This window comes from Arcobacter sp. CECT 8985 (assembly GCF_004116495.1).
In the GTDB taxonomy this organism is placed as follows: Bacteria; Campylobacterota; Campylobacteria; order Campylobacterales; family Arcobacteraceae; genus Malaciobacter.
In genome coordinates, this window is the sequence record NZ_PDKC01000026.1 from 16386 (window position 1) to 41399 (window position 25014).

Consider the following 25014-nt stretch of genomic DNA (forward strand, 5'->3'; position numbering starts at 1 on the left):
AAAATATTAAGAAAGTACTATTTTAAGGGATTTAAAGCTTTACTTTTCAAGAGTTTATAAGCTTGTTTTAAATAAAATTTAAATAATTATACAAAGGGGAATACATGCTTAAATCTTTTATTAAGACTTGCTTTAGTGTTTCAGCGGTAGCACTATTAGCTACTGGATGTACTGCACTTAACAATAACAATACTTCTACTCCAACATTTAGTTCAACTTCTTCAAATGCACAATATGATCCAAGTGTACAAAAAGAGAATAAAAAAGTTCAAGTAACAAAAGAGTTTTTAAAAGTTGCACAAGATAAACAATATCATGTAACTACTCAAAATACGCTTGAGGGTACAATTGATTCATTAGCAACACAAATGATGAGAAATACAAAAGTTTCTTCTAGCAGACCAGTTTTATTTACGTCATTTGTTAGACTTGATGATCTTAAAAAAACAACAGAATTTGGTAGAGTAATTAGTGAAAGTTTAATAAATGAACTTTCAAATAGAGGTTTTAATGTAATTGAATTTAGAGGTCAATTAAATGTTTCTATTGATAAAAATGGTGAATATTTTATCTCAAGAGATATAAGTAAATTAAAAGACAAAATTCCTAATACTTATGTTGTTGTTGGGACATACTCAAGACAATTTGGCAAAGTTGTATTAAATGCAAGAGTAATAGATAATATCTCTGGTAGAATTATTTCTAGTTCTAGGGCTATTTATCAACATAATAAAAGAAATGATTGTGTAATTTTTAAAGATTGTAAACCTCCAAGAACAATCAAAATTATAAAAGAGAGTAAGTAAGTATATTAGATGAGTAAATTCTCTTTTAATTTAGTAAAACAAATAGTTGTTCTACTAATTTTAGCATTTAGTCTAAATTCATGCCTTTATATGAACATTGATGGTTCAACTAGTTTTAATAGACTAGTTGACTCAATGGTTCAAAAAACAGTAAAAAAATTAAAAAAAGAGCTTTACTTAACGGATACAGTTTTAGTATCAGACTTTGTAAATATAGATAGATTAAAGAATAGATCTAAATTAGGTTTTTTATTATCTTCAACTTTGAAAGATAGATTATTAGCCAATAATATTACAGTAAAAGAAATTGAACTAAGAAAACATTTTGCCTTAGGTCCAAATGGTTTTACTGCATTAAGTAGAGATACAAATGAAATAAATTCTACAATTAATGATGCAAGATACGCTTTTGTCGGTACATATTCTATAACAACTAAAACATTGATTGTTTTTATTAAATTAATTGACTTAGAAACTGGGAATATTCTTTTATCTTCTCAAGAAAGTACAATTGTAACTGATGAAATTTTAGACTTAGAAAGAAAAAATCAAATTGAAGATGTATATACTCCTATAGTTTTATAAGAGTATATCCTCTATTAAAAATTGAGCAGAAACCTCTCCTCTAAATTCATTTTTATTTATTGATACAATTAAATCAATATTTTGTATATTAATCTCTTCACTATGGTGAAATTTTAATGCTTCAAATATAAAACCATCACTATTTAATAAAAGTTTTAAATGATTTTTATCTTTACCAATAAATTGTACTTTTAAAACTTTTGCATTTGATATTTTGAATATTGGCTTTTTATTTTCAAGTCCATATGGCTCAAACTTTTCTATTATTGAAAGAAAATCTAGATCAACACTAGAAACATCAAGTTCCCCTAAACATTCATAATCAATATGCAAATCACCTTTTGGAGTATCTATTAAAAGTGAATTTATTTTCTCTTGGAATACTTCAAGATTTTCTTCTTTCATAGCAAGTCCAGCTGCATTTTTATGTCCACCAAATCCAAGAAGTAAAGAAGAACATTTTGTAATCAAAGTGTGAAGATTAATCTTGGCATTTGCTCTTGCACTACCTTTTGCAATACCATTAGTAATAGAGAATACAAATGCAGGTTTTTTATATTTATTTGATAATTTTGAAGCAACAATGCCAATTACCCCTTCATGCCATTGCTCTCCCCAAACAACTATAACATTATGTTCATGGATGATTTTTTGTGTTGCTTTTTTTGTAATTTCTTCTTGTAATGTTTTTCTATAGTTATTAAGTTCATCTAATAAACTTAATGAATTTTCTGCTTCAAATTCATTTTTTGATAATAAAAAAGATAATGCAATTGAAGCATCATCCATTCTTCCTGCACTATTTATTTTAGGAGCAATCATAAAACCAATATCATCAGAAACATAGAAATTTTTTGATAATACTTCATTTAATTTTTTAAAAGCTGGTCTTTTAGATGATTTGATGCTTTTTAATCCATGTCTTACTAATGTATAGTTTAAATCAGTCATAGGCATTATATCTGCTACAATTGCAACACTTAATAAGTCAAAAAAATCAGACATATTTATATCTAAATTTAACTCTTTTTTTATTCCTGCACATAAATACCAAGCAACTTGTGCTCCACAAATATCTTTAAATGGAAAAGTACAATCATGTTGTTTTGGATTTACAATTGCAAATGCATGTGGTAACTCTGTACCAACTGTATGATGATCTGTGATAATTAAATCAATCCCTTTTCTTTCTAACTTCTTTGATGCTTGTATTGCACTAATTCCATTGTCAACCGTAACCACTAGTCCACTATCGATTAAGTCTACAATTTTTTCAGATAATCCATATCCATGTTCAAACCTATTTGGAATTATATGCTTTATTTTGTATCCTACTTTATTAAAAAAATCAACCATTATTGTTGTTGATACTACACCATCAACATCATAATCACCAACTATAGTTATTTGTTCATTATTTAATACAGCTTCTTTGATTCTTTTTACAGCTTTTGGTAAGTCTTTTAATAAAAAAGGATTAGGTATATTTGATAGCTTTGCATAAGGGTTACCCTTATGCCTTGCTAGTAGAAGTTCAAAAAGTCTATTTTTAGTAACTTTTTGCATTATATATTTTTAGTTGCCTGCTCTACAAATTTTAAAATAATTGGGTTTGGAGTTTCTAAGTGAGAAGTAAATTCTGGATGGAATTGAACACCTACAAACCAAGGGTGATCTTTTATTTCAACTGCTTCAATTAGTCCATTTGATTCACCTGAAATAATCATTCCAGCTTTTTCTAACATCTCTTTATATTTTGGATTTGCTTCATATCTATGTCTATGTCTTTCATAGTATACTTCTTCATTTCCATAAGCTTTTTTAAGATTTGTACCAGTTTTTGGTGTAAATGGATACTCGCCAAGTCTCATAGTTCCACCCATTGGTGATTCATGTGTTCTTAGTTGTTTTTCTCCACTTTGGTCAATAAATTCATCAATTAAGTAAATTACTGGATCTTTTGCTTCTGGATTAAACTCTACTGAGTTTGCTTCTTCTAATCCTAAAACATTTCTACAATACTCAACGATTGAAAGTTGCATACCTAAACAAATACCTAAATAAGGAACTTTATTCTCTCTTGCATATTTAATTGCATCAAGTTTCCCAAGAACTCCTCTATGCCCAAATCCACCTGCTACTAAAATTGCATCAGAGTTTCCAATTACTTCATAAGCGCCAACATCTTCAATTCTTTCACTATCGCACCAGTTAATATTTATTTTAGTATTTAAATGTGCTCCAGCATGAGTTAATGCTTCAGTTAATGATTTATAAGACTCTTTTAAATCAAGATATTTCCCTACAAATGCAATATTAACTTCATTTTGAGGTAGAATAATATGTTTTACTAAAGTACTCCATTTTTCCATGTTAGGTTTTAATTTTATATTAAAGTGATTTGAAACAGGATTTAAAATACCTTCTTTAATAAAATTTAATGGTACTTGATAAATTGATGCGGCATCGCCACACTCAATTACTCCATCATATTCAATATCACAAGACATTGCAAGTTTTCTTTTTAAATCTTTTGGAAGAGGTTGCTCTGTTCTACAAACTAACATATGAGGAGTAATACCAATTCTTCTTAACTCTTGTACTGAGTGTTGAGAAGGTTTTGTTTTTAATTCTCCAGCTGCAGCAATATAAGGAATAAGTGTTACATGTATGTTCATAGTATTTGTTTTTGGCAGTTCATGTCTTATTTCTCTAATTGCTTCCATAAATGGTAAACCTTCGATGTCACCAACTGTTCCACCTAATTCAACAATTAAAAAATCATAACCTTCACTTGCACTTATAATTCTATTTTTAATTTCATCTACTACATGTGGGATTACTTGGATTGTTTTACCTAAGTAACCACCTTCTCTTTCTCTTTTTATTACTGATTGGTAAACTTGACCTGTAGTAAAGTTGTTTTTTGCACTTAAAGTTGCATCTATAAATCTTTCGTAATGTCCTATATCAAGGTCTGTCTCTGCACCGTCTGCTGTTACAAAAACTTCTCCATGTTCTAAAGGACTCATTGTTCCTGGGTCAACATTTAAGTAAGGGTCAATTTTAAGCATACTTACTTTGAGGCCAGACTGTTTTAATATTGTTGCAATTGAAGCTGAAGTAATTCCTTTTCCTAAAGAACTTAGAACTCCACCCGTTACAAAAATGAATTTTGTCATTAATAACTCCATAAAAATTGATAATAATAATTTCGCGATTATATCGCAGATTGAATTAAGAAGAAGTTAAGCAAAAGAGGATTTAACCTCTTTTACAATTATTTTAGTTTGTCAGCTCTTGGGTATACAAATACCGCTTTTCTTAATACACTAATTTTAGGATCATCAACAGCATAAGCTCTGATTGTAAGTGTAATAGGAGTGTCTTTTGTATTATCATTTACTAATTGTTTTGTAGTACTTAATATAACTACTTTTTTTCTCATTCTATGAGGTGATAATAAGAAAGGGTTAAATCTTTCAATTTTAATATCTTTATTATCAACAATTTCTAAATTATATTTGTGTTTTTTAGAATCAGTATTTTGGAAAAGGAATAAATAGTTATTTGATACTTTATTGTTATCTTCAATTTTGTATAGTTCAGTTGTTTTATTTACATTTAACAACATATGCTCTTTTTCTCCACCCATTACAAATAGTAAACTTAAAACTATTAATAATGCAACAAAATACATAATTGTAGATCTTCTGAAAAATTTAGTCTTTTTATTATATTCAATTTCATTTGTACTTGACCATTGAACTAAAGAAGGTTTACCAAGTTTACCCATTACTGTTGTACATGCATCAACACACTCTAAACAGTTAATACATTCAAGTTGTAATCCCTTTCTAATATCAATATGAGTAGGGCATACAGTAACACATGATTCACATGTTGTACATTCATCTTGCTCATTTGGTAAATCTTTTTGTTTGAAAATTATCTTCTCTTTATTTTCATTGTAGATATTACCTCCTCTATTTGTAGAGTAGATAGCTTGTAATGTATTGTTATCATATAAAACTGATTGAACTCTTGAATAAGGACAAATATATGCACAGAAATCTTCTTTTAAGAAAATTGTATCATATACAATAAATGCAGCAATTGATAGTACAAATCCAATTAAAAACATATGTTCTGTTGGATCTTGTAAATAAGCAAAGAAATCTTCTGGTGGAATAAAATACCACATAAAATCAGATGCTGCAACAATAGCAATTAGCGACCATAAAATTATAGCAATAACTCTTTTTGTAGCATTTTCTGGTTTTTTCCAGTCAGGTTCTTTTTGTTTATTTTTTATTCTTCTTAGTTTTAAAAGTTTTGTTTCTATTAAATCTCTATATATAACTCTAAATATAGTTTGAGGACATGTCCACCCACACCATGCTCTACCTCCAATTGCAGTAACTGCAAAAATACCTAAAAATAGAAGCATTAATAAAAAAGGCATAAGATAAAGTTCTTGCATATCAAATGCAACACCCATCAAATGAAGTTGTTTTTTATCAAATGATAGTAAAAATATATGGTTATCATTGATTCTAATGAAAGGTAAAGATAGTCCTACAATAGTAGCTAAAATATATGCGTAGTATCTTTTAATTCTAAAAGGAGTTTTTTTTAGAAACTCATTCTTTTTTTCACTCATATTCTTCCTTTGTTAAATAATAACTGAATTGTTACAATTATTGTATATAAATTCGCCTTATATTAAACATAAACAAATATAAGTACAACTTATATATAAAATATTAATTTTTAGAATTATTAATATTTATTTCCCATACATAGTCTTTATCATCTTAATTGCAGTAAAAATAACTTTTTCATTTTCTTGGTTATTAAGTTTATTTGATCCATAAAGTTGAGGGAAAAATACAAATGATTTTATTAGACCTATAAATTGTCTTGAAACAAAACAACTTGAATCAAAGTTAAGTTTATTGTCTTTTTTTGCATCTTCAAACCATTGTACAGCCATGAGATAAAAATCATCATTCATATTTTCTAAAACTTTTAAGCCAATTTTATTTTTTTGAATCATAACTACAGTGACAAGTTCTATTAATATAATATTTTGTTCATCTGATAAAAAATCAATTTCTTTTCTTGCAATATCATAAAGCTGTTCATCTATAGATTTATCTTTATTATACGGGTATTGAAAACATTCATTAACTCTTTGTTTTAAAATATTAAAAATACTTAAAAACAACTCTTCTTTATTTTTAAAGTGTTTATATACTGTAGCTTTTGATACATTTGCTTCTTTTGAAATTGTATCCATGCTAGAGCCTTCAAACCCTTTTTCATAAAATTGTTGGATTGCAGCTTTTAATATTGATTTTCGTTTTTCTTCATTTAATGGTCTTTTTTTTCGCATAAGATTATTTTAACAAATTAAACATTAATAATGATATAAACTAAACTATGCAGTTTAGTTTATATTAAGATTTTTTTACTAAACTAAAATAAACAACACAAAGGAATAAAATGTCTTTTAAAATAAAAATAAATGATAAAAATTATAATTTAGATATTAATCCAGATACACCATTACTTTGGGTTTTAAGAGATCACTTAAATCTTACAGGTACAAAATTTGGATGCGGAGTAGGACAATGTGGAGCCTGTACTGTGCTTTTAGATGATGAAGCCGTACGTGCCTGTCAAACTCCTATTAGTACAGTAGGTAATAAAAAAATAACAACAATAGAAACAAAAACAGATAAAACTGTACAAAAATTACAAAAATTTTGGGTAAAACAGGATGTTGTTCAATGTGGATATTGTCAATCAGGACAAATTATGAATGCAGCAAGTCTTGTTAAAACAAATCCAAAGCCAAGTGAAGAAGAGATAATAAAAGCTATGGATGGTAATATCTGTAGATGTGGAACTTATAATAAAATAAAAACAGCAATAAAAGCTGCGACAGCGGAGGTGTAAGATGAAAAGAAGAGATTTTTTAAAAACAACTACAGCTGTAAGTGCAGCATATGTTATTGGATTTTATATTCCAACTAAATCAAGAGCTAGTGAAACTAAAAAAGATGAAAAAGCATTACAACCAAATGCTTTTGTTGAAATAACACCAGATAATAATATTAACTTTATTGTTGGACAAGTTGAGATGGGGCAAGGTACATATACAACATTGGCTATGTGTATAGCAGAAGAGTTAAATGTTGATTGGAAAAATATCAATATTGTACCTGCAAAAATAGCACCAGTATATTATAGTGTTTTTGGTCCATTGATGATAACAGGTGGTTCTTCTTCTGTATTTAGTAAACAATTAGAAATGAGAAAAATAGGAGCAGCAGTTAATGAGATGTTAATCAAAGCAGCTGCTAAAAAATGGAAAGTAAGAGCTTATGATGTTTATACAAAAGACTCAAAAGTATTTAATAAAAAGACAAAAGAGAGTTTTAAATTTGGTGATTTAGTAAGTGATTTATCAACTATGAAAGTTCCTACTAATCCTAAAATAAAAGAGTTAAAAGATTGTAAGTTTGTTGGAAAACCACACTCTAGACATCCAAAAGAGATGTGGGAAAAAGTTACTGGAAAAGCAGAGTTTGGGATAGATGTAAGAGTTCCAAATATGAAATATGCAGCAGTTTACCATCCAACTATTTTTGGAGCAAAGGTTAAAAGTTATGATGCAAGTAAAGCTTTAAAAAAAGATGGTGTTATAAAAGTAAAACAAATCCCTTCAGGAATTGCTGTTATTGCTGAGCATTGGTGGATAGCAAAAGAGGCATTATTAGACATTGATGTTGTTTGGGATAAAGATGAGTTTAAAAATACAAGTGATAAACAGTTAAATACACAATATTCAAAAGCAATGGAAAAAGATGGTGCTTCAATGAGAAAAGATGGAGATTCAAAAAAAGCTTTTGAAACTGCAGATAAAACAATTGAAGCTGAGTATGATTTTCCATTTTTAGCACATGCTCCAATGGAACCATTAGGAGTAGTAGTTCACCATGAGAAAAATAAAGCAACAGTTTGGTCATCATCTCAATCACAAACTATGGCTTTAAAAGCTATATCAAAAGTATTAGGTGTAAAAGGTGAAAATATTACATATAATACTCCTTATTTAGGTGGTGCATTTGGAAGAAGAGGGACAATTAACCTTGATTTTATTTTAGATGGAGCTTATGTTTCAAAAGATGAAGATTTTCCAATTATGACTTTATGGACAAGAGAAGATGATATCAAAATGGGTAACTATAGACCAAAATATAAAAATAAAGTAAAAGTTGCTTTAGATAAACATGGTGATATTACTGCATTTGATGCAAAAGTAGCTTCACAATCTATTTTTAAAGGTTCTCCTTTTGCAGCCTTTGGATTTAAAAATGGTGTAGATGGAGCTCAAAAAGAAGGATTGGTAGATCATCCTTATGATATAGATAGTCATGATATGCAAGCATTTACGATGGATTCAGAAATACCAGTATTATGGTGGAGATCAGTTGGTCATACACAAAGTGCACCAACAGTTGAAGGTATAGTTGATGAAGCAGCATTTGCAGCTGGTGTTGACCCTATTGAATATAGAATAAATATGTTAAAAGACCATAGATTTATAACAATACTAAAAGATGTGGCTAAAAAAGCAAATTGGGAAAATAGAAAAAAAGAGAAAAATGTTGGTTATGGTGTGGCTATTCATGAATCATTTGGAACAATCTGCGCTCAAATTGCAAAGGTGAGAGTTACAAAAGATGATTTCAAAGTAGAAAAAGTATGGGCAAGTGTTGATTGTGGATTTGCATTTAATCCACAAAATGTGAAAAACCAAATAGCAGGTTCTATTAACTTTGGTATTGCAGCACTTAAATATAGTGAAATAACGATAAATAATGGTGAAGCTACACAGAATAACTTTTATGATTATAAAGTAAGTAGAATTTCAGATGCTCCAGAAATAGAAATAAACATCATAAATTCAGGAGAAAAAATAGGTGGTATAGGAGAACCAGGTGTACCTCCAATCTTAGCAGCAGTGCCAAATGCACTATTTGATGCTACTGGAAAAAGATATCACTCAATGCCTATTAAAATAGGTTAACAGATGTTTGAAAATAAACAGTATTTAAAATTTATTGAAAAAAGTAAAAAACAAGGTCTTGACTTAGTAGGAGTTAGTGTTATACAAACACTAGGTTCTACTTATGCAAAGGCTGGAAATCTTATGCTTATAAACTCTAACTTTGAGTTTGTAGGTGTTTTTGGAAGTAAGCACTTGCATAAACAAATATTAGAGTATGCAAAAATTGCTTTTAAAAATCAAAAATCAAAATACTTTGAAAACATCCCAAAAGATGAATCTTCTGGACATGGCACAAGTAAATATTTTCTACAAGTATTTTTAAAAAAAGATGATTATGGAGTATTAGGTCTTGCACTAAAAAATTTCGATAAAACATTAGTTCGAAATATAAAAAATGATGACTATGAATTTACAAATAGAAATACAGTAACAAAATTTGAAGATGATAAATTTTATCAAAAAATTAAATTGCCATATTCACTTTTAATATTTGGTTCAGGTGCACATGTGACTTCCTTAATAAGTATAGCAAACCTTATGGGGTGGAAAACTACAATTATAGATATAAATATTAATAAAGATTATGTGAGTGAAGCTGATGATATTATAAAGTTAGAAAAATTTGAAGATATTTTAACTATGGATTTAAGTTCATACAATGCTTCAGTTATATTAAGTCATAGTCCAAAAACAGACGATACTTACTTAAAAGCTTTAATTAATTCAAATGTTGAATATATAGGACTTATGGGAAATAAGAAGAAGATGAAAGAGAAAAAAGAAGAGTTTAAATTAGAAAATGACAAAAGATTTTTTGCACCTATTGGTTTTGAAATAGGTGGCTATACTCACCAATCAGTAGCTTTATCAATATGTGCACAAATAGAAGCAAGAAAAAATGGAAAAATTTAATAATCTAACTATATTAATATTAGCTGCTGGAACTTCAAGTCGTCTTGGAGAGCCAAAGCAACTATTAAAATTAAAAGACAAAACTTTAATAAATATTGCAATTGAAAAAGCTTTTGAATTAACTTCAAATGTTACAGTAATTTTAGGACACAAAAGTAAAGAGATAAAAAAAAATATAGAAAATAAAAAAATAGATATATTAATAAATCCAAATTATAAAGAAGGCATGGGAAATACTATTGCATTTGCAATTTCTAAGATAAAACAACAAAAAGTTTTAATAATGCTTTGTGATCAACCTTTGATACCAATTGAACATTATGAAAATTTGATAAAACTATCAAATAAAAATGAAGATAAAATAATTTGCTCAGAATATAAAAATCAATATGCAGTACCTACAATATTCCCTACGAAATATTTTGAAGAATTAAAAAAACTAGAAGGGAATAAGGGAGCAAAGAAGCTTTTTTTTAAATATCAACCTATAAGTCTTACTTTAATTGATAATTATTCAATAGATGTAGATACAAAAGAGGATTGGCAAGAGTTACTAAAAAACTCTTAATTTTACCAATTCTTTACCCATTGTCTTTGTTCTTCCTTTGAAAGGAATGTCCAAATGACGATTCTACTTATTTTTTGTCCTTGCTTCATCTGTATAGTTTTATATTCCATAGGTTTTACATAATCTAAAGTATCATATATAAATCTTAAATTGTCTTTTTTTGATACGATTGTACTAAACCAAAAACAGTTTTTAGCATACTTTTTACTTTGTTTTATCATAGTTTTTATAAAGGCTACTTCTCCACCTTTACACCAAAGTTCATTACTCTTACCACCAAAATTCAAAGAAGCTTTTTTTACTACTTGTTTTGTAAGATTTTGAACCTTTCTTTTACTTCCTGCTTGTGCTTCTTCTTGTGATTTATGAAAAGGAGGATTACATAAAGTAAAATCAAATTTATCATCTTTTTTTATTATACCTGTAAAAATATTATCAGAATTTGTTTGTAGTCGACACTCAATATTTCCATTTAAAGAGTCATTTGATTCTATAATTTTTTTAGATGATTCAATAGATTTTTTTTCAATATCACTACCTACAAATGACCAACCATAAACACTATTTCCTACAATTGGATAAATACAATTAGCCCCAATTCCAATATCAAGTCCTTTTATCTTAGAACCATTGGGTATTTTATTATTATTTGACTTTGCTAAAATATCTGCTATATAGTGAATGTAATCTGCTCTTCCAGGAATAGGAGGACATAAGTATCCATTTGGTATTGACCACTCTTTTATATTATAAAAATGTGAAAGTATCGCTTTATTTAAAGTTAAAACAGCTTTTGAATCTGCAAAATCAATTGACAAATCATCATATTTATTTTTAAAAACATAATCTGCAAGTTTTGGTAAACTTTGTATAAGTTGTGGGAAATCATATCTTTTATTGTGAAAGTTTCTTGGATGTAAATTTTTTTTATGCTCTTTATCTGCCATTTTAATTATCTTATTATTTATATTTTAGTCCAAGAATTTCATTAAATTTAAAACTAGAAAGATTGACTTTTTAAGTTCATAAAATTTGGGTCAATTTTCTAGTTAAAATATACTTTTAAATTCTTAGTAATCAGGTGTTTTATGCTTATTTTTTTATATTAATATACATATGAAGTATATCAATAGCAGCTGGTGTAATTCCTGAAATTTGGCTTGCATTGAAAAGTGTTGGTGGATTAAATTTTTGAAGTTTTTCAATCACTTCATTTGATAATCCTGAAATTTTTGAATAGTCAAAATTTTCTGGTATTTTCATTTTAAGCATTTTTTGCATTTTTTGTATCTGTTTTTGTTGTTTTACTATATATCTATAGTATTTTGCTTCTATAATAATTTGTTCTTTTAAATATGGATCAATATCTTTTAATGAAGGAACTAATTCATCAAATTTTTCTGCAGTTACTGTACTTCTACCTACAATATCAATAAGTAAAGCTCTATCTTTAATCTTATCTTCTCCTAATTTTTCTAGAAGTTCAAGATTCTCTTTTTTAGATGTAAACCATTCATTTGCCATATATTCAACAGCATCATTGATAACTTTTCTTTTATTTTCAACTTTTTGCATAGTTTCATCATCAATTAAACCAATATCATGGCCATATTGACTTAGTCTTAAATCAGCTGTTTCTTCTCTTAAAAGAAGTCTATACTCTGCACGACTTGTAAACATTCTATATGGTTCATTTGTACCTTTTGTAACTAAATCATCAATAAGTACACCAATATATGCTTCATCTCTTCTTATAATTAAAGGCTCTTTGTTATCAAGTGCTAATCCTGCATTAATAGCTGCCATAAGACCTTGTGAAGCTGCTTCTTCATATCCAGTAGTTGCATTTATTTGTCCTGCAAGATATAAATTTTTTATTTTTTTTGTCTCTAATGTATGTTTTAACTCTGTTGGATCAATATAATCATACTCAATTGCATAACCATATCTTATGATTTTTGCATTTTCAAGACCTTTAATTGAGTGAATCATCTCTTTTTGAACATCAATTGGTAATGAACTACTAAGTCCATTTATGTAATATTCTGTACACATTGCTGTTTGAGGTTCTAAAAATAATTGATGTCTATCTCTTTCACTAAATCTATTTACTTTATCTTCAATACTTGGACAATATCTTGGTCCACTTCCTTGAATTTGTCCTGTAAATAAAGGTGCTCTATAGAAGTTTGAGCTAATAGTATCATGTGTTTTAATATTTGTGTAAGTAATATAACATGGATACTGTTTTGGATTAAAAGTTGATTTATCAGTTCTAAATGAGAATGGATTTGGTTTTTCATCTCCTCCATGTTGTTCCATTTGTGAAAAATCAATAGAGTTTGAGTCAATTCTTGCTGGAGTTCCTGTTTTTAGTCTTCCTACATTTAATCCTAACTCTTTTAATTGAGTTGATAAAGTACTTGATGGTAATTCCCATGCTCTACCTGCTTCATATTTATGATCACCAATATGAATAAGACCTTTCATAAATGTACCAGTTGTTAAGATTACTTTTTTTGCAGTAAACTCTTCTGTAAGTTTTGTTTTTACACCAGCAACATCACCATTTTCATCAATGATTAAAGATGTAACTTCATCTTGATAAACTTCTAAGTTAGGTGTGTTATGGCAAACTTTTCTCATATAGTGTCTATATTCATCCATGTCAATTTGGGCACGACTACCTTGAACAGCTGCTCCTTTTGAAGCATTTAAAATTCTAAATTGAATTCCTGCAGAGTCAGTACATAGACCCATCTCTCCACCTAAAGCATCAAGTTCTCTTACAAGATGACCTTTTGCTAGACCACCAACAGCAGGATTACATGATGCTGCACCAATTTGTTCAACAAGCATAGTAATAAGAAGAGTTTTTTTACCCATTCTTGCACTTGCTAAAGAGGCTTCAATACCTGCATGTCCGCCTCCAACGACGATAATGTCATAGTTCATTTTATCTCCATAAAATTTGTGTTTTTTTGTTTTAAAACAGTTAGTTTCAACTATATTTTAAGGCTTATCTGTTTTCACTTAAGTTCTATTTGAAAGGAAGCATTTTGAATAGTATAATTTATTAAATATTTGCTTCTCAATATTTTTTCGGTATCATACCAAAAAATTCAAATTATTCCAAATATTTTGAACCATATTTAATATTTATTGAAGGATTTATGTGTTTACAGGATTAATTAGAGAGATGGCTGAAGTTATTAGTTTAAAAAATGACTACTTAACTATAAAAGCAAAATACAAACCAGGTATTGGAGATTCAATTGCAGTAAATGGTGCATGCCTTACTGTAGTGAGAGTTGCAAGTGGAACTTTTACTGTTGAATTATCATTAGAGTCTCAAAAAATCTTAGCAATGGAAAATTACAGAGGTTCTGTACATATTGAACCAGCAATGATGATGGGTGATAGGTTTGAAGGACATATTGTCCAAGGGCATGTAGATTGTTTAGGAACTATTACTTCAATAAAACAAAATGGCAAATCAACAGATTTTATTATTTCCCTTCCTAGTGATTATTCAAGATATATAATTCCAAAAGGTAGTGTTACAATTGATGGAGTATCTCTTACTGTTAATGAAGTTTTTGAAAATAGTTTTAGACTTACTATTATTCCACATACAGTTGAAAATACTCTATTTAAAACATATAAAATTGGAACAAAAGTAAATTTAGAAACAGATATGTTTGCTAGATATATTTTTAATATGTTTAAACCAAAAGATGAAAAACTTACATGGGATAAGGTTGAAAGTATAATGTCAAGATATTAGATGAGGTTAAAGATCAATTTTTCTTTTTCTTCTCATCTTCTTTTTGAATTTTTTCAGGTTTAGCCTCTATATCTTGAGTAGAGTTTTTATATATAAAGAAAAATCTTCTTTTTAGAACTTTAGCATAAGGTTCAATTACAGCTTCTTGCATATCAGGTTTTTTATTTATTGATACAACTTTACCTACTTTTAGCCCTTTGTAAAAAATGTTATCCATTCCAGAAGTTATAACTTCATCTCCTATTTTTATATCAATCCAAATAGGAATATATTTTGCAAGGATATATTTGCTTTTACCTAAACTATGAATAATCCCAGGAGCTTCATTTTCTCCTATAAATACTGCATAATTTGCTTTTTCATTACCATTTAATAAGCCAAGAGCCTTATTGTCTTTTTTTACAACTATTCCTGCTGCAAAATCATCAATAATTAGACCTTCTATCTTATCATCTTTTTTTTCTTTATCTAGCCATACTTTTGTAAAATCATCAAATGATATATAAGATAAAACTCTTGTTTGAAGAACTTTTTCATCTATTTGATTAATACTATTAATACTATTTTCAATATCTTTTAATTTCTGATTTTTGCTTTCATATAAAAATTTGTATTGTCTTAATTCTTGATTTTCAGATTCTAATTTATCTATGCTTTTTGCTTGATAAAAATACATATTTAAGTAGTCATTTGCAGTTTCGACTTTGTTTATATAAAACTGTTTGATATTATTTACAAGAGTGAATTTTTCACCAAATAGTTTGTTTACATCTAAGATGTATAACAAACTAATGATTAAAAAAAGAATAACAAAGATAAGTTTATTCATTACTGATTAATTTTAAAAGCTCCGCTTGATTTAATACATTACTAGTACCATATGCAACAGCTAATAATGGCTCATCTGCAACTTTTACAGGAAGTTTAATGATATCAGCAAGATAAGTATCTAAACCTTTAATTAAGGCTCCTCCACCAGTTAAAATAACACCATTATCAACAATATCACTTGCTAAATCAGGTGGCATGTCCTCTAATACACTTTTAACAGCTGAAACAATTTCTTTAAGTGGTTCTTTTATTGCAGTTCTTACACCTTCGCTACCTAATTCAATAGTTGAAAGTAAACCAGAGTTATCTCTACCTTTTACTTTTATTTTTAGTTCTTTATCAAGTTTTATTGCAGTACCAATTTCAATTTTAATATTTTCAGCTGTTCTTTCACCGATATATAAATTATAGTTTTGTCTTACATAGTCCATAATAGCTTTATCAAATCTATCACCTGCTACTTTGATTGATTTACATAAAACTAGTCCACCAAGTGAAGTTACACCAATTTCAGTTGTTCCTCCACCAATATCAACTACAACATAACCAGATGGATCTGAAACTGGGATACCAGCTCCAATTGCTGCTGCCATTGGCTCTTCTACTAAAAATACTTCTCTTGCACCAGCACTTAATGCTGATTCTTTTACTGCTTTTTTCTCAACTTGAGTAATTCCAAAAGGAATACAAATTATAATTCTTGGTCTAATAAATGATTTTCTTGCATGAGCTTTTTCAATGAAATATCTAATCATTCTTTCAGTCATCTCAAAATCAGCTATTACACCATCTTTCATAGGTCTAACGGCTTGAATATTTAAAGGAGTTTTACCAATCATCTGTTTGGCTTCTTGTCCAACAGCTAATATCTTATCTTTACCGTATCTATCATGTTGTACTGCAACAACAGAAGGTTCATTAATAATAATACCTTTCCCTCTTATAGAAACAACAGTATTTGCTGTTCCTAAATCTATAGCCATATCATTTGAAAATAGACCTATTAATTTGTTTAACATTTTTTTCCTTTATGCTACTTCTACTTCTTTTTCTTTTAATACTACTTGCTTTGTAATTGTAATTTTCTTATCTTTATAATTTGGTAAATCATACATTATATCTAACATAATATCTTCCAATATAGATCTCAACCCTCTTGCCCCAGTTTTTCTTTCAATTGCTTTTTTAGCTACTTCTTTTAAAGCATCTTTTTTAAAGCTAAGCTCAACATTATCCATTTTAAATAGTTTTGTATATTGTTTAACCAATGCATTTTTAGGTTCAGTTAAAATATGTATCATATCATCTTCACTGATTTCATTTAGAGTTGCTATCATATGAAGTCTTCCTATTAATTCTGGAATAAGACCATATTTAACTAAATCATGAGCTTCAACATCAGTTAATATATCTTTTTCTTCTTTAACACTTCTTTTTTCTTGATTAAATCCAAGAACATTTGCACCTTTTTTCTTTTTGATGATATCTTCAAGACCATCAAAAGCTCCACCACAAATAAATAAGATATTTGTTGTATCTACTTGAATAGCATCTTGCCCAGGATGTTTTCTTCCACCTTTTGGTGGAACATTTACAACTGAACCTTCAACTATTTTAAGAAGTGCTTGCTGAACACCTTCTCCTGAAACATCTCTAGTAATAGATCTGTTTTCACTCATTCTTGCAACTTTATCAACTTCATCAATAAATATAATACCTTTTTGTGCTTTTTCAACATCACCATCTGCTGATTGAAGAAGTCTTGTAATTACATTCTCTACATCATCACCAACATACCCAGCTTCTGTTAAAGATGTAGCATCTGCAATTGCTAAAGGCACATCTAAATGCTTAGCAATAGTTTGAGCAAGTAGTGTTTTACCACTTCCTGTAGGACCTATTAATAAAACATTTGATTTATTTATTTCTGTATCATCTTCGCTATCTAAATCTTTTCTAAAGATTCTTTTATAGTGGTTATATACTGCAACAGAAAGAACTTTTTTAGCATTATTTTGTCCAACTACATAATCATCTAAGATTGATTTTAATTCTGCAGGTGTTCTTAATTTAATCTCTTCTGCCTCTTCAGCTTGATTATTTTGAGAGTCTTCTTTTTCAGTAGGCTCATTTCCATTTAATATATCATTTGCTGCTGTTACACAAGCTTTACAAATATATCCATTATCTCCCGCAATTATAGGATTATCTTGTGTCTCTTCTACTCCACAAAAATCACATACTACTTTACTCATATTTATACTTCTCTCTTTATTTTCTGTTAAAAGGAATTCCTCTTTTTGTATCTATTACAAATTGAGCTAATTCCTTTACATAAATATTATTACTATTTTGTATTAATTCTTTAGATACATCAGAAATAGACTCTTTTGAATTAAAAATCGCTTTGTAAGCTTTTTTAATTTCATTTATATCTTCTCTATTATCTAATCTTCTTCTAAGACCAGTCAAATTAAGACCTCTAAGAACTGCACGATTACCTTCTGCTAAACAAAATGGAGGGATGTCTTGTGTTACAACTGAACCTCCTCCTACCATTGCGTAGCTTCCAATTTTACAAAATTGATGAATAGGTGTTAATCCACCAACTACAACTGCATCTCCACATTCTACGTGACCTGCTAAAGTTGCAACATTTGCAAATATACAATTATCACCAATTATACAATCGTGAGCGACATGTGTGTAACCCATAAATAGGTTATTGCTTCCTATTACTGTTTTACTACCTCCACCAATTGTTCCTGGATTAAATAGAGTGTATTCTCTAATTTTATTATTGTCTCCAATTATAAGTTCAACATCTTCACCTTGAAATTTTAAATCTTGAGGAATTGACCCAATTGTTGCATGAGAAAAAATTTCATTATTTTTTCCAATTGTTGTTTTACCTTCGATTAGGGAGTGAGAACCAATAGTTGTGCCATCATCAATTTTTACATTTTTACCAATAAATGTAAATGCACCAATAGTGATATTATCACCTAGTTGTGCACCATCTTCAATTATTGCTGTTTTGTGAATATTATTCATATTAAACCTAAATTTATTTATCTACAACCATTGCTTTTAATTCAGCTTCTGCAACTAACTTATCATCTACATAAGCTTTCCCATCTAATACAATTAAAGTACCTCTTAATTTTAAAACTTCAATTCTATATTCTAGTCTATCCCCAGGTTTAACTGGATTTCTAAATTTAGCTTTATCAATACTCATAAAGTAAATAACTTTATTTTTTAACTCTTCTGTTGATAAGTTATTGCTTTTTAATGCTAATACCCCACCAGCTTGTGCCATACCTTCAAGAATCATCACTCCTGGGTAAATAGGGTGCCCTGGAAAGTGTCCCATAAATGCAGGCTCACTTATAGAAATATTTTTAAATCCAGTGATACTCTTCCCTGGTTCCATATTAGTTATTCTATCAACTAATAAAAATGGGTATCTATGTGGTAAAATCTCTTGAATTTCCATAACGTCTAACATTCTTAATATCCTAATTTTGTATCTTTTTAATAGTCATACATTTTATCGAAAAAAAAATTAGTTTTGTATTATTTGAGCAACATTTTTTGAACTACCATTTTGTAAGTAATCTCTTAGCACTTTCGAATTATTTAAAAACTCTTTTTTATTCATATTTTTATATTCATCAAGCAAATTTTTACTTGTAACTTCTTCTTGGAAAAATTCTTTATGAATTGCATCTTTCCCCATTTTGTCAAAAAATATATTTGCAAGACCAATATATGGAAGTTTTACAAACATTCTTCCTATAAAATAATCAAATTTTTTAGCTATATAAGACATAACAAAAGGAGTTCCTATTAAGCTTGCTTCTAATGTCGCAGTTCCTGAGCAGATAAATCCAAATTCTGCATCTATTAAACTTTGATGTGCATCATTTGAGATGGTAAAATTACTTATGTCTCCATATGTTTTTTTTATATAATCTTGATCAAATTTTGAAGGAATAATTAAAATATGCTCTTTGTTTGGAATTTCTTTTATTATTTGTCTGAAAACAGGCATATGATTTATTATCTCTGTTTTTCTACTTCCTGGCATAAAAACTATTTTTTCTGTTTGTTCATAAGCGTGTTTAAATTCAGAAATTTCATCTAAAAGTGGATGACCTACATAACTTATCATATCTTTTTTTGAATACATTTCTTGTTCAAAAGGAATAATAGAGCAAAGTTTTGTGCAGTATTGTTGAAGTTTTTCAACTCTTTTTTTCTTCCATGCCCAAGCTTGAGGAAGTATATAGTAAATAATCTCTTTATTTGGATAAGTTTGTTTAAGTTTTTTTGCTAAAGGTAGATTAAATCCTGAGCTATCCATTAGTAAAACTTTGTCACAATCTTTTGCAAGTTCTACTAGTTCATCTCTTAATTTAAAAAAAAATCTTAATTTTTTCAAAGCATCAATAAAACCCATAATAGCAAGTGCAGTTAAATCATATAAAGGGTTTCCTAACTCTTTGTCAAATACTCCTACAAACTCAACATCATCATCTAGGTGTTTTTTCAACTCTTTTAAGTGAATATTTGAAGAAGTTTCAAGTGCACTTACTAATAATTTCATATAATTTCTTCCTTTACATCATCATATGTTATGGCATTTAATTCTATATCAAACTTACCTTCAAAAACTTCATCTAAGATGATAACAGCACTTAAATCATAAGGGTTATTTATGATTTTATCTCTTATTTTTAGTTCATCTTCAATTTTTAGTGGATTGAAAATAAGCTCTTTTGTATTATTATAAGAAGTTTTTGCAAGTGAGTTGAAAGTTTTAATGTCTAAAACTTTTACTTCATCTCTATTTAAATAGCAAATGCCATCTTTTTCGTATTCCACCCTTCCATTTGTCTTTGTTCTATTTATAGTTGAATAGTAAAGAAAATAAGATGGAACCAATTGTTTATTTATAGCAACTTTTCCATTAAATAAACGATAATTTAAAAATCTTTGTTTGATAATTTTGTATTTTTCACCTTTTTCTTCAAGTTCATTCCTTTTATTATAAAGTTCAAGTCTTTGTTCAATTGATTCTGGTAATACTTGATTTGAAATAGGATTAAACATCTCATCCATGACTTTTTTTTGAGCTTCTCTTTGAGGAGTTAAACCAAATAAACAACCACAATAATTTTGTCTATATAAAGAGTGCTCTTTTACAATTTGACCTTGAATTTGGGTACCATTTCCTGCTCTGTAATCTCTAAAAATAAACTCTAAACCTGTCTCTTCTTGCAGTTTTGCCCCAATTTTTTCAAGTTTTTCTTGGGATTTTTTAGGAGAAATTAGAAGTGTAGTTGTAAATTTATCATGTCCCAATTCGATAGCTTTTTTTACACTAGTTTCTAGTCTATCATCATAACAAACTGTACATCTATCTCCTTTTTCAGGAAGATGCTCCATCCCTTTTACTTTTTTTAACCATGTTTCAAGATTGTAAGGACCTTCAATAAGTTTAATTCCTAACTTTTTACATGAATACTCTACATCTAAATATCTTAATCTATATTCTCCATAAGGATGAATATTTGGATCATAAAAATATCCAACAAGCTCTTCATTTGGATACTCTTCTTGGATTCTTTCTAAAAAGTAGTGGCTATCTACTGAACAACAAATATGAACTAACAAAGCAAACCTTTAATCTTATTTTTTCGCAATTATAGTAAAATAATCCAAAACAAAAGGAAAAGCTATAAATAAATATATTTTTTTAATCATTACTTTACTTTTTAGTGCTTGTGCAGTAAAACAACCAGTTAAAAGTAGCAGTGCTACAATTCTTATAAAAACTCCAACTATGAGATTTTATGATACAGGTTTTATAAATAAATACAAAGACTATACACAAGTTCAGATTTTTACTGCTGGTAAAAGTATATTAAATCTAAAAATGTATAAAAATCAAATATGTAGTGATACTTTTAGTTGTCTAGATTATAAAAGTTTTAATAAACAATATTTAAGTAGTAGCTATGAAAATGGCTTTATCAAAAAACTTTTTGAAAAAGATGATAAGAATATCATCTTTAGAGATAGACAAAACAGTATTTTGATAAAAGTTAGAAAGAATTAGGTTATATATTTGAATGTAAACTAATAAGAAATTGTCCAACGTTACCACCACTAGAAGTAGTCAAAGAAAACCAAAGACTTAAAAATAAAGATAGTATTGTGATGATTTTCCACTTAGTTCTCCACCAACCTTTTCTTTTATTAAACTCTTTTATATATTTTTCACCTTTATCATCTTTTTGACATAATATTACGTCTGTTGTAAATGCTAAAATATATGTAACTGTTAGAACATAACCAAAGCTATCTTCAAATGTAGGTAAAAAAGAGTATTTAAATATATGATAAATTCCAATATAAAATAATACAAAAGTAAATTGGGCTAAGCCTGCACCTATTATTGTTCCATAACCTAAATTGGTATTTTCTAAGAGTTCATTTTTAAATTTCTGTTTATGCCATTCTAGAGGATCATTTATACCTTTATTGTTATAATACTGCCTTATTTTAGGTATTTTATATATGTATTTATAAATAAAGAATATTGGTTTTGCAATAAAGTTTGCAAACTTTATAGAAGCTCTATAAAAAAAGTAATATATTATATTGTAAAAATATTCTATTTTTTTCAATTTTCTTCCTTTAGTGGATAATTATTTATTATTGTACTTCCTTTGCTATCTTGAATAAACTTAATTCCTTCTTCTCCCACTTTTGAAAATATCCAACCTACAGCTCCTCCAATTAGAATAGAGCCTCCTAAAACAACTAAAATAGATGAAACAGGTAATGCTATTATACCAATCAAAATACTTGTAACTGTTCCACCTGCAAATCCTAAAGCAGTACTTCCTATTTGCTGCTCTGTTTGTTGTCCAAATCCATCTATATAACTTGATGTTTTTATTCCTCTTTTTTTTAGTTCTATTACATCTTTTTCTTGTGCAGAATTTATTTGATAAGCACCTATTACTAAACTTATACCAAAAGTACCTTTACTAAGTCCATTAGCCCACTTAGACATGCTATAAGTTTTTACAGGTCCATTTCCTTTCCATCCACTTTCATAATACTTTATATGTATGCCTTTTGAATTTGTTAATGCAAAGCTTCCTTTTTTATATTTCATACCTTCTACTAATCCACCTAAGCCATTATTTATATTACCAAATGCACTTGCGATTTCATTTTGTGTAGTACTTGCTACATTTTGTCCTTCAATGTCTTGAAAGATTATATCATTACCTTGCTTTTTTGCTGTAAGTTTTGCTTCTATTTTACCTGTTGAGGCATTTGTAATATATGCACTTTTTATATATGTTTGATAGTGAGATAATCCAATAGTATTCATATCATCAACTTCTAGTGAAGATTGATAATTGTCTTTTTTTATTTCACCTTTTAAAATAAGTTTTTCTCTTTTTATATCATGACCTAATTTTGGCATAAATTTATTTATAAGACTTTTATAATCCTCTATATTTTTAGGACGTAAAGTTATTGGAGTTATTGATTGACCATTTTCATCAAATGTTACATCAAATTCATTTATTTCTTGTTCTTCTTTTAGAAAGTTAAAGTTTGAATTATTTGCAAGAATTTTTATTTTAGCTTTTGAACCTTTGGTTCCTTGTGCTATAACATTTACTTTAGTTCCTAAAGGAATAAAAGTATTATTAAGTTTAATACTATTTATCTCTTCTTGATTTATATTATGAATAAGAATAGTTTGTTCTGGATATATAATATTTGCATTTACAAGCTTATTTATTGATACAAGTTCTTCTACGGTTGTATTATATTTTTGGGCAATTAAAGAAAGATTCTCACCTTCTTTTACTTCATGAATAATTGGCTTAGAAGGTTGATTATAAGAAAAATAAAGAGCTGTTATTTTTTCTTCAATTACTTCAATCCAAACTTCTTTTTCATACTCTCTTGTTATCTCTCCATCATCATCTGCATCAATCCATCCAGATACACATTTAACTTTTGAAGAGTCTATTTTTAACTCATCTGCTAAGCCTAAGATTGTAAAGTTTTTCTCTACTTTTGTATCTTTTTGTACTTTTTCTTCATACGCTTTTTGTGCTAATACTTTTTTATTTTTATCATAAAGTTTTAAAATTACTTTTACTTCTTGTCCTATTTTCACATTTACTGTTTTTGCTGTTAGTTTTATCTTATCATCTAGTTTTTTAGTTATCATCTTCAAATCCTAAACTGCTTATATATTTCCCTTTTTCATCATATGTAAGCCTTGTATTAGCACCATCTTGAATTTTTCCATCAATATATGCTAAGAAGTTAATTTCATAAACTTTTTCTTCTTTTAGATTATGAATAATTGTCTCTTTTCCATTATAAATATCTTTTGGTGTATCTTCAATTTGCCATCTAATTTGTGCTAACTCTTCTTGCCTTGGCTCTTCTACATTTAATACAGCTATACATTCACCTTCTTCTTGTGATACATGAGAACTAACTATATCTTCAACTTCTAAATATCTTGCAAGTTGTGTTTGTGTATAACCCTCTTCTTCACTATTACTTACAAAACAGTGTGCATGTCCTACTTTAAAGATATTTTCTTCTTCTAAAGTAACACTCATTTTTAATTTATTAATAGTGATATTATCATTTGTTGGATTATCTGTTAAAATATCTTTGTCTGCTTCATCATTGTTTTTAATAAAATACCATTGTAATTGAGCTTCTTGAGTAGGAGTTAAATCAGTAGTTTTACTCCAAACACCATTATAAAACTTCTCAACAATAGCTTCATACTCTAAAACTTGTGTTATATCATCTTGTTTTGTAATTGTAGGAACTAGTTCAACTACTCTTACTTTTTCATATAGTGGTTTAGGTATCTCTATTTTTACTACATCTTTTGCACTTACTCCACCATTAGCACTATTATCTACAAAGTTTGAAGTATTAAAGTGAATACCACTTGCATCTACTGTTAGGATATTACTTCCACATTTAAAGCTTATGCCATTTGCTCCATCAAATAAGCAGTTATCTGATGCTTGTACTTTCAAATCATTTGTATTTAGATGAAAGCCATCTTCTATATCAACTCTTAGTTCTTTTCCTATTTTTACAAATAGATTTTGTAAGAATTTATCTGTTACATCTTTTTGAATATATGTATGCAAGATATTTTTGATTCTAAGTTCTACATCTCTTTCTAAATATGTCTTTTCATCTTGTTTTATAAGCGTTTCTAGGTTTTGTTTATAGTGTTTTTCACAATCATTTTTAACAGTAGTAATAGATTCTTTCTCAACAGTTAAAATTTTATTTGCTTTTATACTCTTTCTTTCTTCTTCTCCTACTGTTATAATCGAGTCTTTTTGGATTGTCTCTT

23 protein-coding genes and 1 pseudogene are annotated in these 25014 nt (G+C 28.1%); 8 read left to right on the forward strand and 16 right to left on the reverse strand.

The features are described from left to right. Positions 1-104: 104 nt before the first annotated feature. Together CRU93_RS10770 and CRU93_RS10775 are read left to right on the forward strand one after the other, a co-directional pair. On the forward strand, positions 105-806 hold the full coding sequence (locus tag CRU93_RS10770; protein WP_129104205.1) for a FlgO family outer membrane protein: 702 nt from the start codon (positions 105-107) through the stop codon (positions 804-806). A gap of 9 nt (positions 807-815) precedes the next feature. Next, entirely contained in the window at positions 816-1391 is a 576-nt protein-coding gene (locus tag CRU93_RS10775) for a FlgO family outer membrane protein (RefSeq protein WP_164967669.1), read from the forward strand. On the opposite strand, the gene recJ is transcribed toward CRU93_RS10775, so the two are convergent. From recJ to CRU93_RS10795, 4 genes are all read right to left on the reverse strand, one after another. Beyond that, entirely contained in the window at positions 1386-2957 is a 1572-nt protein-coding gene (gene recJ, locus CRU93_RS10780; RefSeq protein ID WP_129104206.1) for a single-stranded-DNA-specific exonuclease RecJ, read from the reverse strand. The genes CRU93_RS10775 and recJ overlap by 6 nt on opposite strands. Continuing rightward, a complete protein-coding gene (locus CRU93_RS10785) occupies positions 2957-4573 on the reverse strand; it encodes a CTP synthase (RefSeq protein WP_129104207.1) in 1617 nt (538 codons plus the stop codon). The genes recJ and CRU93_RS10785 overlap by 1 nt, the downstream gene beginning before the upstream one ends. A gap of 98 nt (positions 4574-4671) precedes the next feature. Then, positions 4672-6054 carry a cytochrome c oxidase accessory protein CcoG gene (gene ccoG, locus CRU93_RS10790; protein ID WP_129104208.1) on the reverse strand — a complete coding sequence of 461 codons (1383 nt, stop codon included), beginning with the start codon at positions 6052-6054 and terminating at the stop codon, positions 4672-4674. 126 nt (positions 6055-6180) lie between these two features. After that, positions 6181-6789: a TetR/AcrR family transcriptional regulator gene (locus CRU93_RS10795; RefSeq protein WP_129104209.1), complete on the reverse strand. Its 609-nt coding sequence runs from the start codon at positions 6787-6789 to the stop codon at positions 6181-6183. Between the two features lie 110 nt (positions 6790-6899). On the opposite strand from CRU93_RS10795, the gene CRU93_RS10800 reads away from it, so the two are divergent. From CRU93_RS10800 to CRU93_RS10815, 4 genes are read left to right on the forward strand one after another with little or no spacing between them, the layout of a single operon-like run. Next, on the forward strand, positions 6900-7355 hold the full coding sequence (locus CRU93_RS10800) for a (2Fe-2S)-binding protein (RefSeq protein WP_129104210.1): 456 nt from the start codon (positions 6900-6902) through the stop codon (positions 7353-7355). A 1-nt stretch (position 7356) separates the two neighbouring features. Next, positions 7357-9492 (forward strand): molybdopterin cofactor-binding domain-containing protein, encoded by a 2136-nt coding sequence (locus tag CRU93_RS10805; RefSeq protein ID WP_129104211.1) that lies wholly within the window; start codon positions 7357-7359, stop codon positions 9490-9492. 3 nt (positions 9493-9495) lie between these two features. Further along, positions 9496-10386: an XdhC family protein gene (locus CRU93_RS10810; RefSeq protein ID WP_129104212.1), complete on the forward strand. Its 891-nt coding sequence runs from the start codon at positions 9496-9498 to the stop codon at positions 10384-10386. Beyond that, positions 10373-10954 (forward strand): nucleotidyltransferase family protein, encoded by a 582-nt coding sequence (locus CRU93_RS10815; RefSeq protein WP_129104213.1) that lies wholly within the window; start codon positions 10373-10375, stop codon positions 10952-10954. The genes CRU93_RS10810 and CRU93_RS10815 overlap by 14 nt, the downstream gene beginning before the upstream one ends. 2 nt (positions 10955-10956) lie before the next feature. Here the strand turns inward: CRU93_RS10815 and rlmF are convergent, their stop codons facing one another. Continuing rightward, positions 10957-11901, reverse strand: a complete 945-nt coding sequence (gene rlmF / locus CRU93_RS10820) for a 23S rRNA (adenine(1618)-N(6))-methyltransferase RlmF (RefSeq protein ID WP_129104214.1) — start codon at positions 11899-11901, stop codon at positions 10957-10959. A gap of 145 nt (positions 11902-12046) precedes the next feature. Then, on the reverse strand, positions 12047-13909 hold the full coding sequence (mnmG, locus tag CRU93_RS10825; protein WP_129104215.1) for a tRNA uridine-5-carboxymethylaminomethyl(34) synthesis enzyme MnmG: 1863 nt from the start codon (positions 13907-13909) through the stop codon (positions 12047-12049). 220 nt (positions 13910-14129) lie between these two features. Here mnmG and CRU93_RS10830 point away from each other — a divergent pair, with 220 nt between their 5' ends. After that, the gene (locus CRU93_RS10830) at positions 14130-14741 is read left to right on the forward strand and encodes a riboflavin synthase (protein WP_129104216.1); all 612 of its coding nucleotides are present in this window, start codon (positions 14130-14132) and stop codon (positions 14739-14741) included. 13 nt (positions 14742-14754) lie between these two features. On the opposite strand, the gene mreC is transcribed toward CRU93_RS10830, so the two are convergent. From mreC to CRU93_RS10865, 7 genes are read right to left on the reverse strand one after another with little or no spacing between them, the layout of a single operon-like run. Then, the gene (gene mreC, locus CRU93_RS10835) at positions 14755-15570 is read right to left on the reverse strand and encodes a rod shape-determining protein MreC (RefSeq protein ID WP_129104217.1); all 816 of its coding nucleotides are present in this window, start codon (positions 15568-15570) and stop codon (positions 14755-14757) included. Then, positions 15563-16591, reverse strand: a complete 1029-nt coding sequence (locus CRU93_RS10840) for a rod shape-determining protein (RefSeq protein ID WP_129104218.1) — start codon at positions 16589-16591, stop codon at positions 15563-15565. The genes mreC and CRU93_RS10840 overlap by 8 nt, the downstream gene beginning before the upstream one ends. Positions 16592-16600: 9 nt before the next feature. Next, positions 16601-17827: an ATP-dependent protease ATP-binding subunit ClpX gene (clpX, locus tag CRU93_RS10845; protein WP_129104219.1), complete on the reverse strand. Its 1227-nt coding sequence runs from the start codon at positions 17825-17827 to the stop codon at positions 16601-16603. Between the two features lie 16 nt (positions 17828-17843). Next, a complete protein-coding gene (gene lpxA, locus CRU93_RS10850) occupies positions 17844-18626 on the reverse strand; it encodes an acyl-ACP--UDP-N-acetylglucosamine O-acyltransferase (RefSeq protein WP_129104220.1) in 783 nt (260 codons plus the stop codon). Positions 18627-18639: 13 nt separating this feature from the next. Then, positions 18640-19083, reverse strand: coding sequence for a 3-hydroxyacyl-ACP dehydratase FabZ (gene fabZ / locus CRU93_RS10855; protein ID WP_129104221.1), 444 nt, complete (start codon positions 19081-19083; stop codon positions 18640-18642). Positions 19084-19140: 57 nt separating this feature from the next. Next, positions 19141-20184 (reverse strand): lipid-A-disaccharide synthase, encoded by a 1044-nt coding sequence (gene lpxB / locus CRU93_RS10860; RefSeq protein WP_129104222.1) that lies wholly within the window; start codon positions 20182-20184, stop codon positions 19141-19143. Continuing rightward, the gene (locus tag CRU93_RS10865) at positions 20181-21254 is read right to left on the reverse strand and encodes an epoxyqueuosine reductase QueH (protein WP_129104223.1); all 1074 of its coding nucleotides are present in this window, start codon (positions 21252-21254) and stop codon (positions 20181-20183) included. Before CRU93_RS10865 ends, lpxB begins: the two co-directional genes overlap by 4 nt. Positions 21255-21423: 169 nt before the next feature. On the opposite strand from CRU93_RS10865, the gene CRU93_RS10870 reads away from it, so the two are divergent. Next, positions 21424-21699 (forward strand): hypothetical protein, encoded by a 276-nt coding sequence (locus CRU93_RS10870; RefSeq protein WP_129104224.1) that lies wholly within the window; start codon positions 21424-21426, stop codon positions 21697-21699. 1 nt (position 21700) lies between these two features. Here the strand turns inward: CRU93_RS10870 and CRU93_RS10875 are convergent, their stop codons facing one another. From CRU93_RS10875 to CRU93_RS14180, 3 genes and pseudogenes are all read right to left on the reverse strand, one after another. Next, a complete protein-coding gene (locus CRU93_RS10875) occupies positions 21701-22270 on the reverse strand; it encodes a hypothetical protein (protein WP_129104225.1) in 570 nt (189 codons plus the stop codon). Continuing rightward, the gene (locus CRU93_RS10880; RefSeq protein WP_129104226.1) at positions 22267-23847 is read right to left on the reverse strand and encodes a LysM domain-containing protein; all 1581 of its coding nucleotides are present in this window, start codon (positions 23845-23847) and stop codon (positions 22267-22269) included. Before CRU93_RS10880 ends, CRU93_RS10875 begins: the two co-directional genes overlap by 4 nt. Further along, positions 23837-25014 (reverse strand): annotated as a pseudogene (locus CRU93_RS14180) (type VI secretion system tip protein VgrG); the annotation flags it as partial. The gene CRU93_RS10880 and the pseudogene CRU93_RS14180, both read right to left, overlap by 11 nt.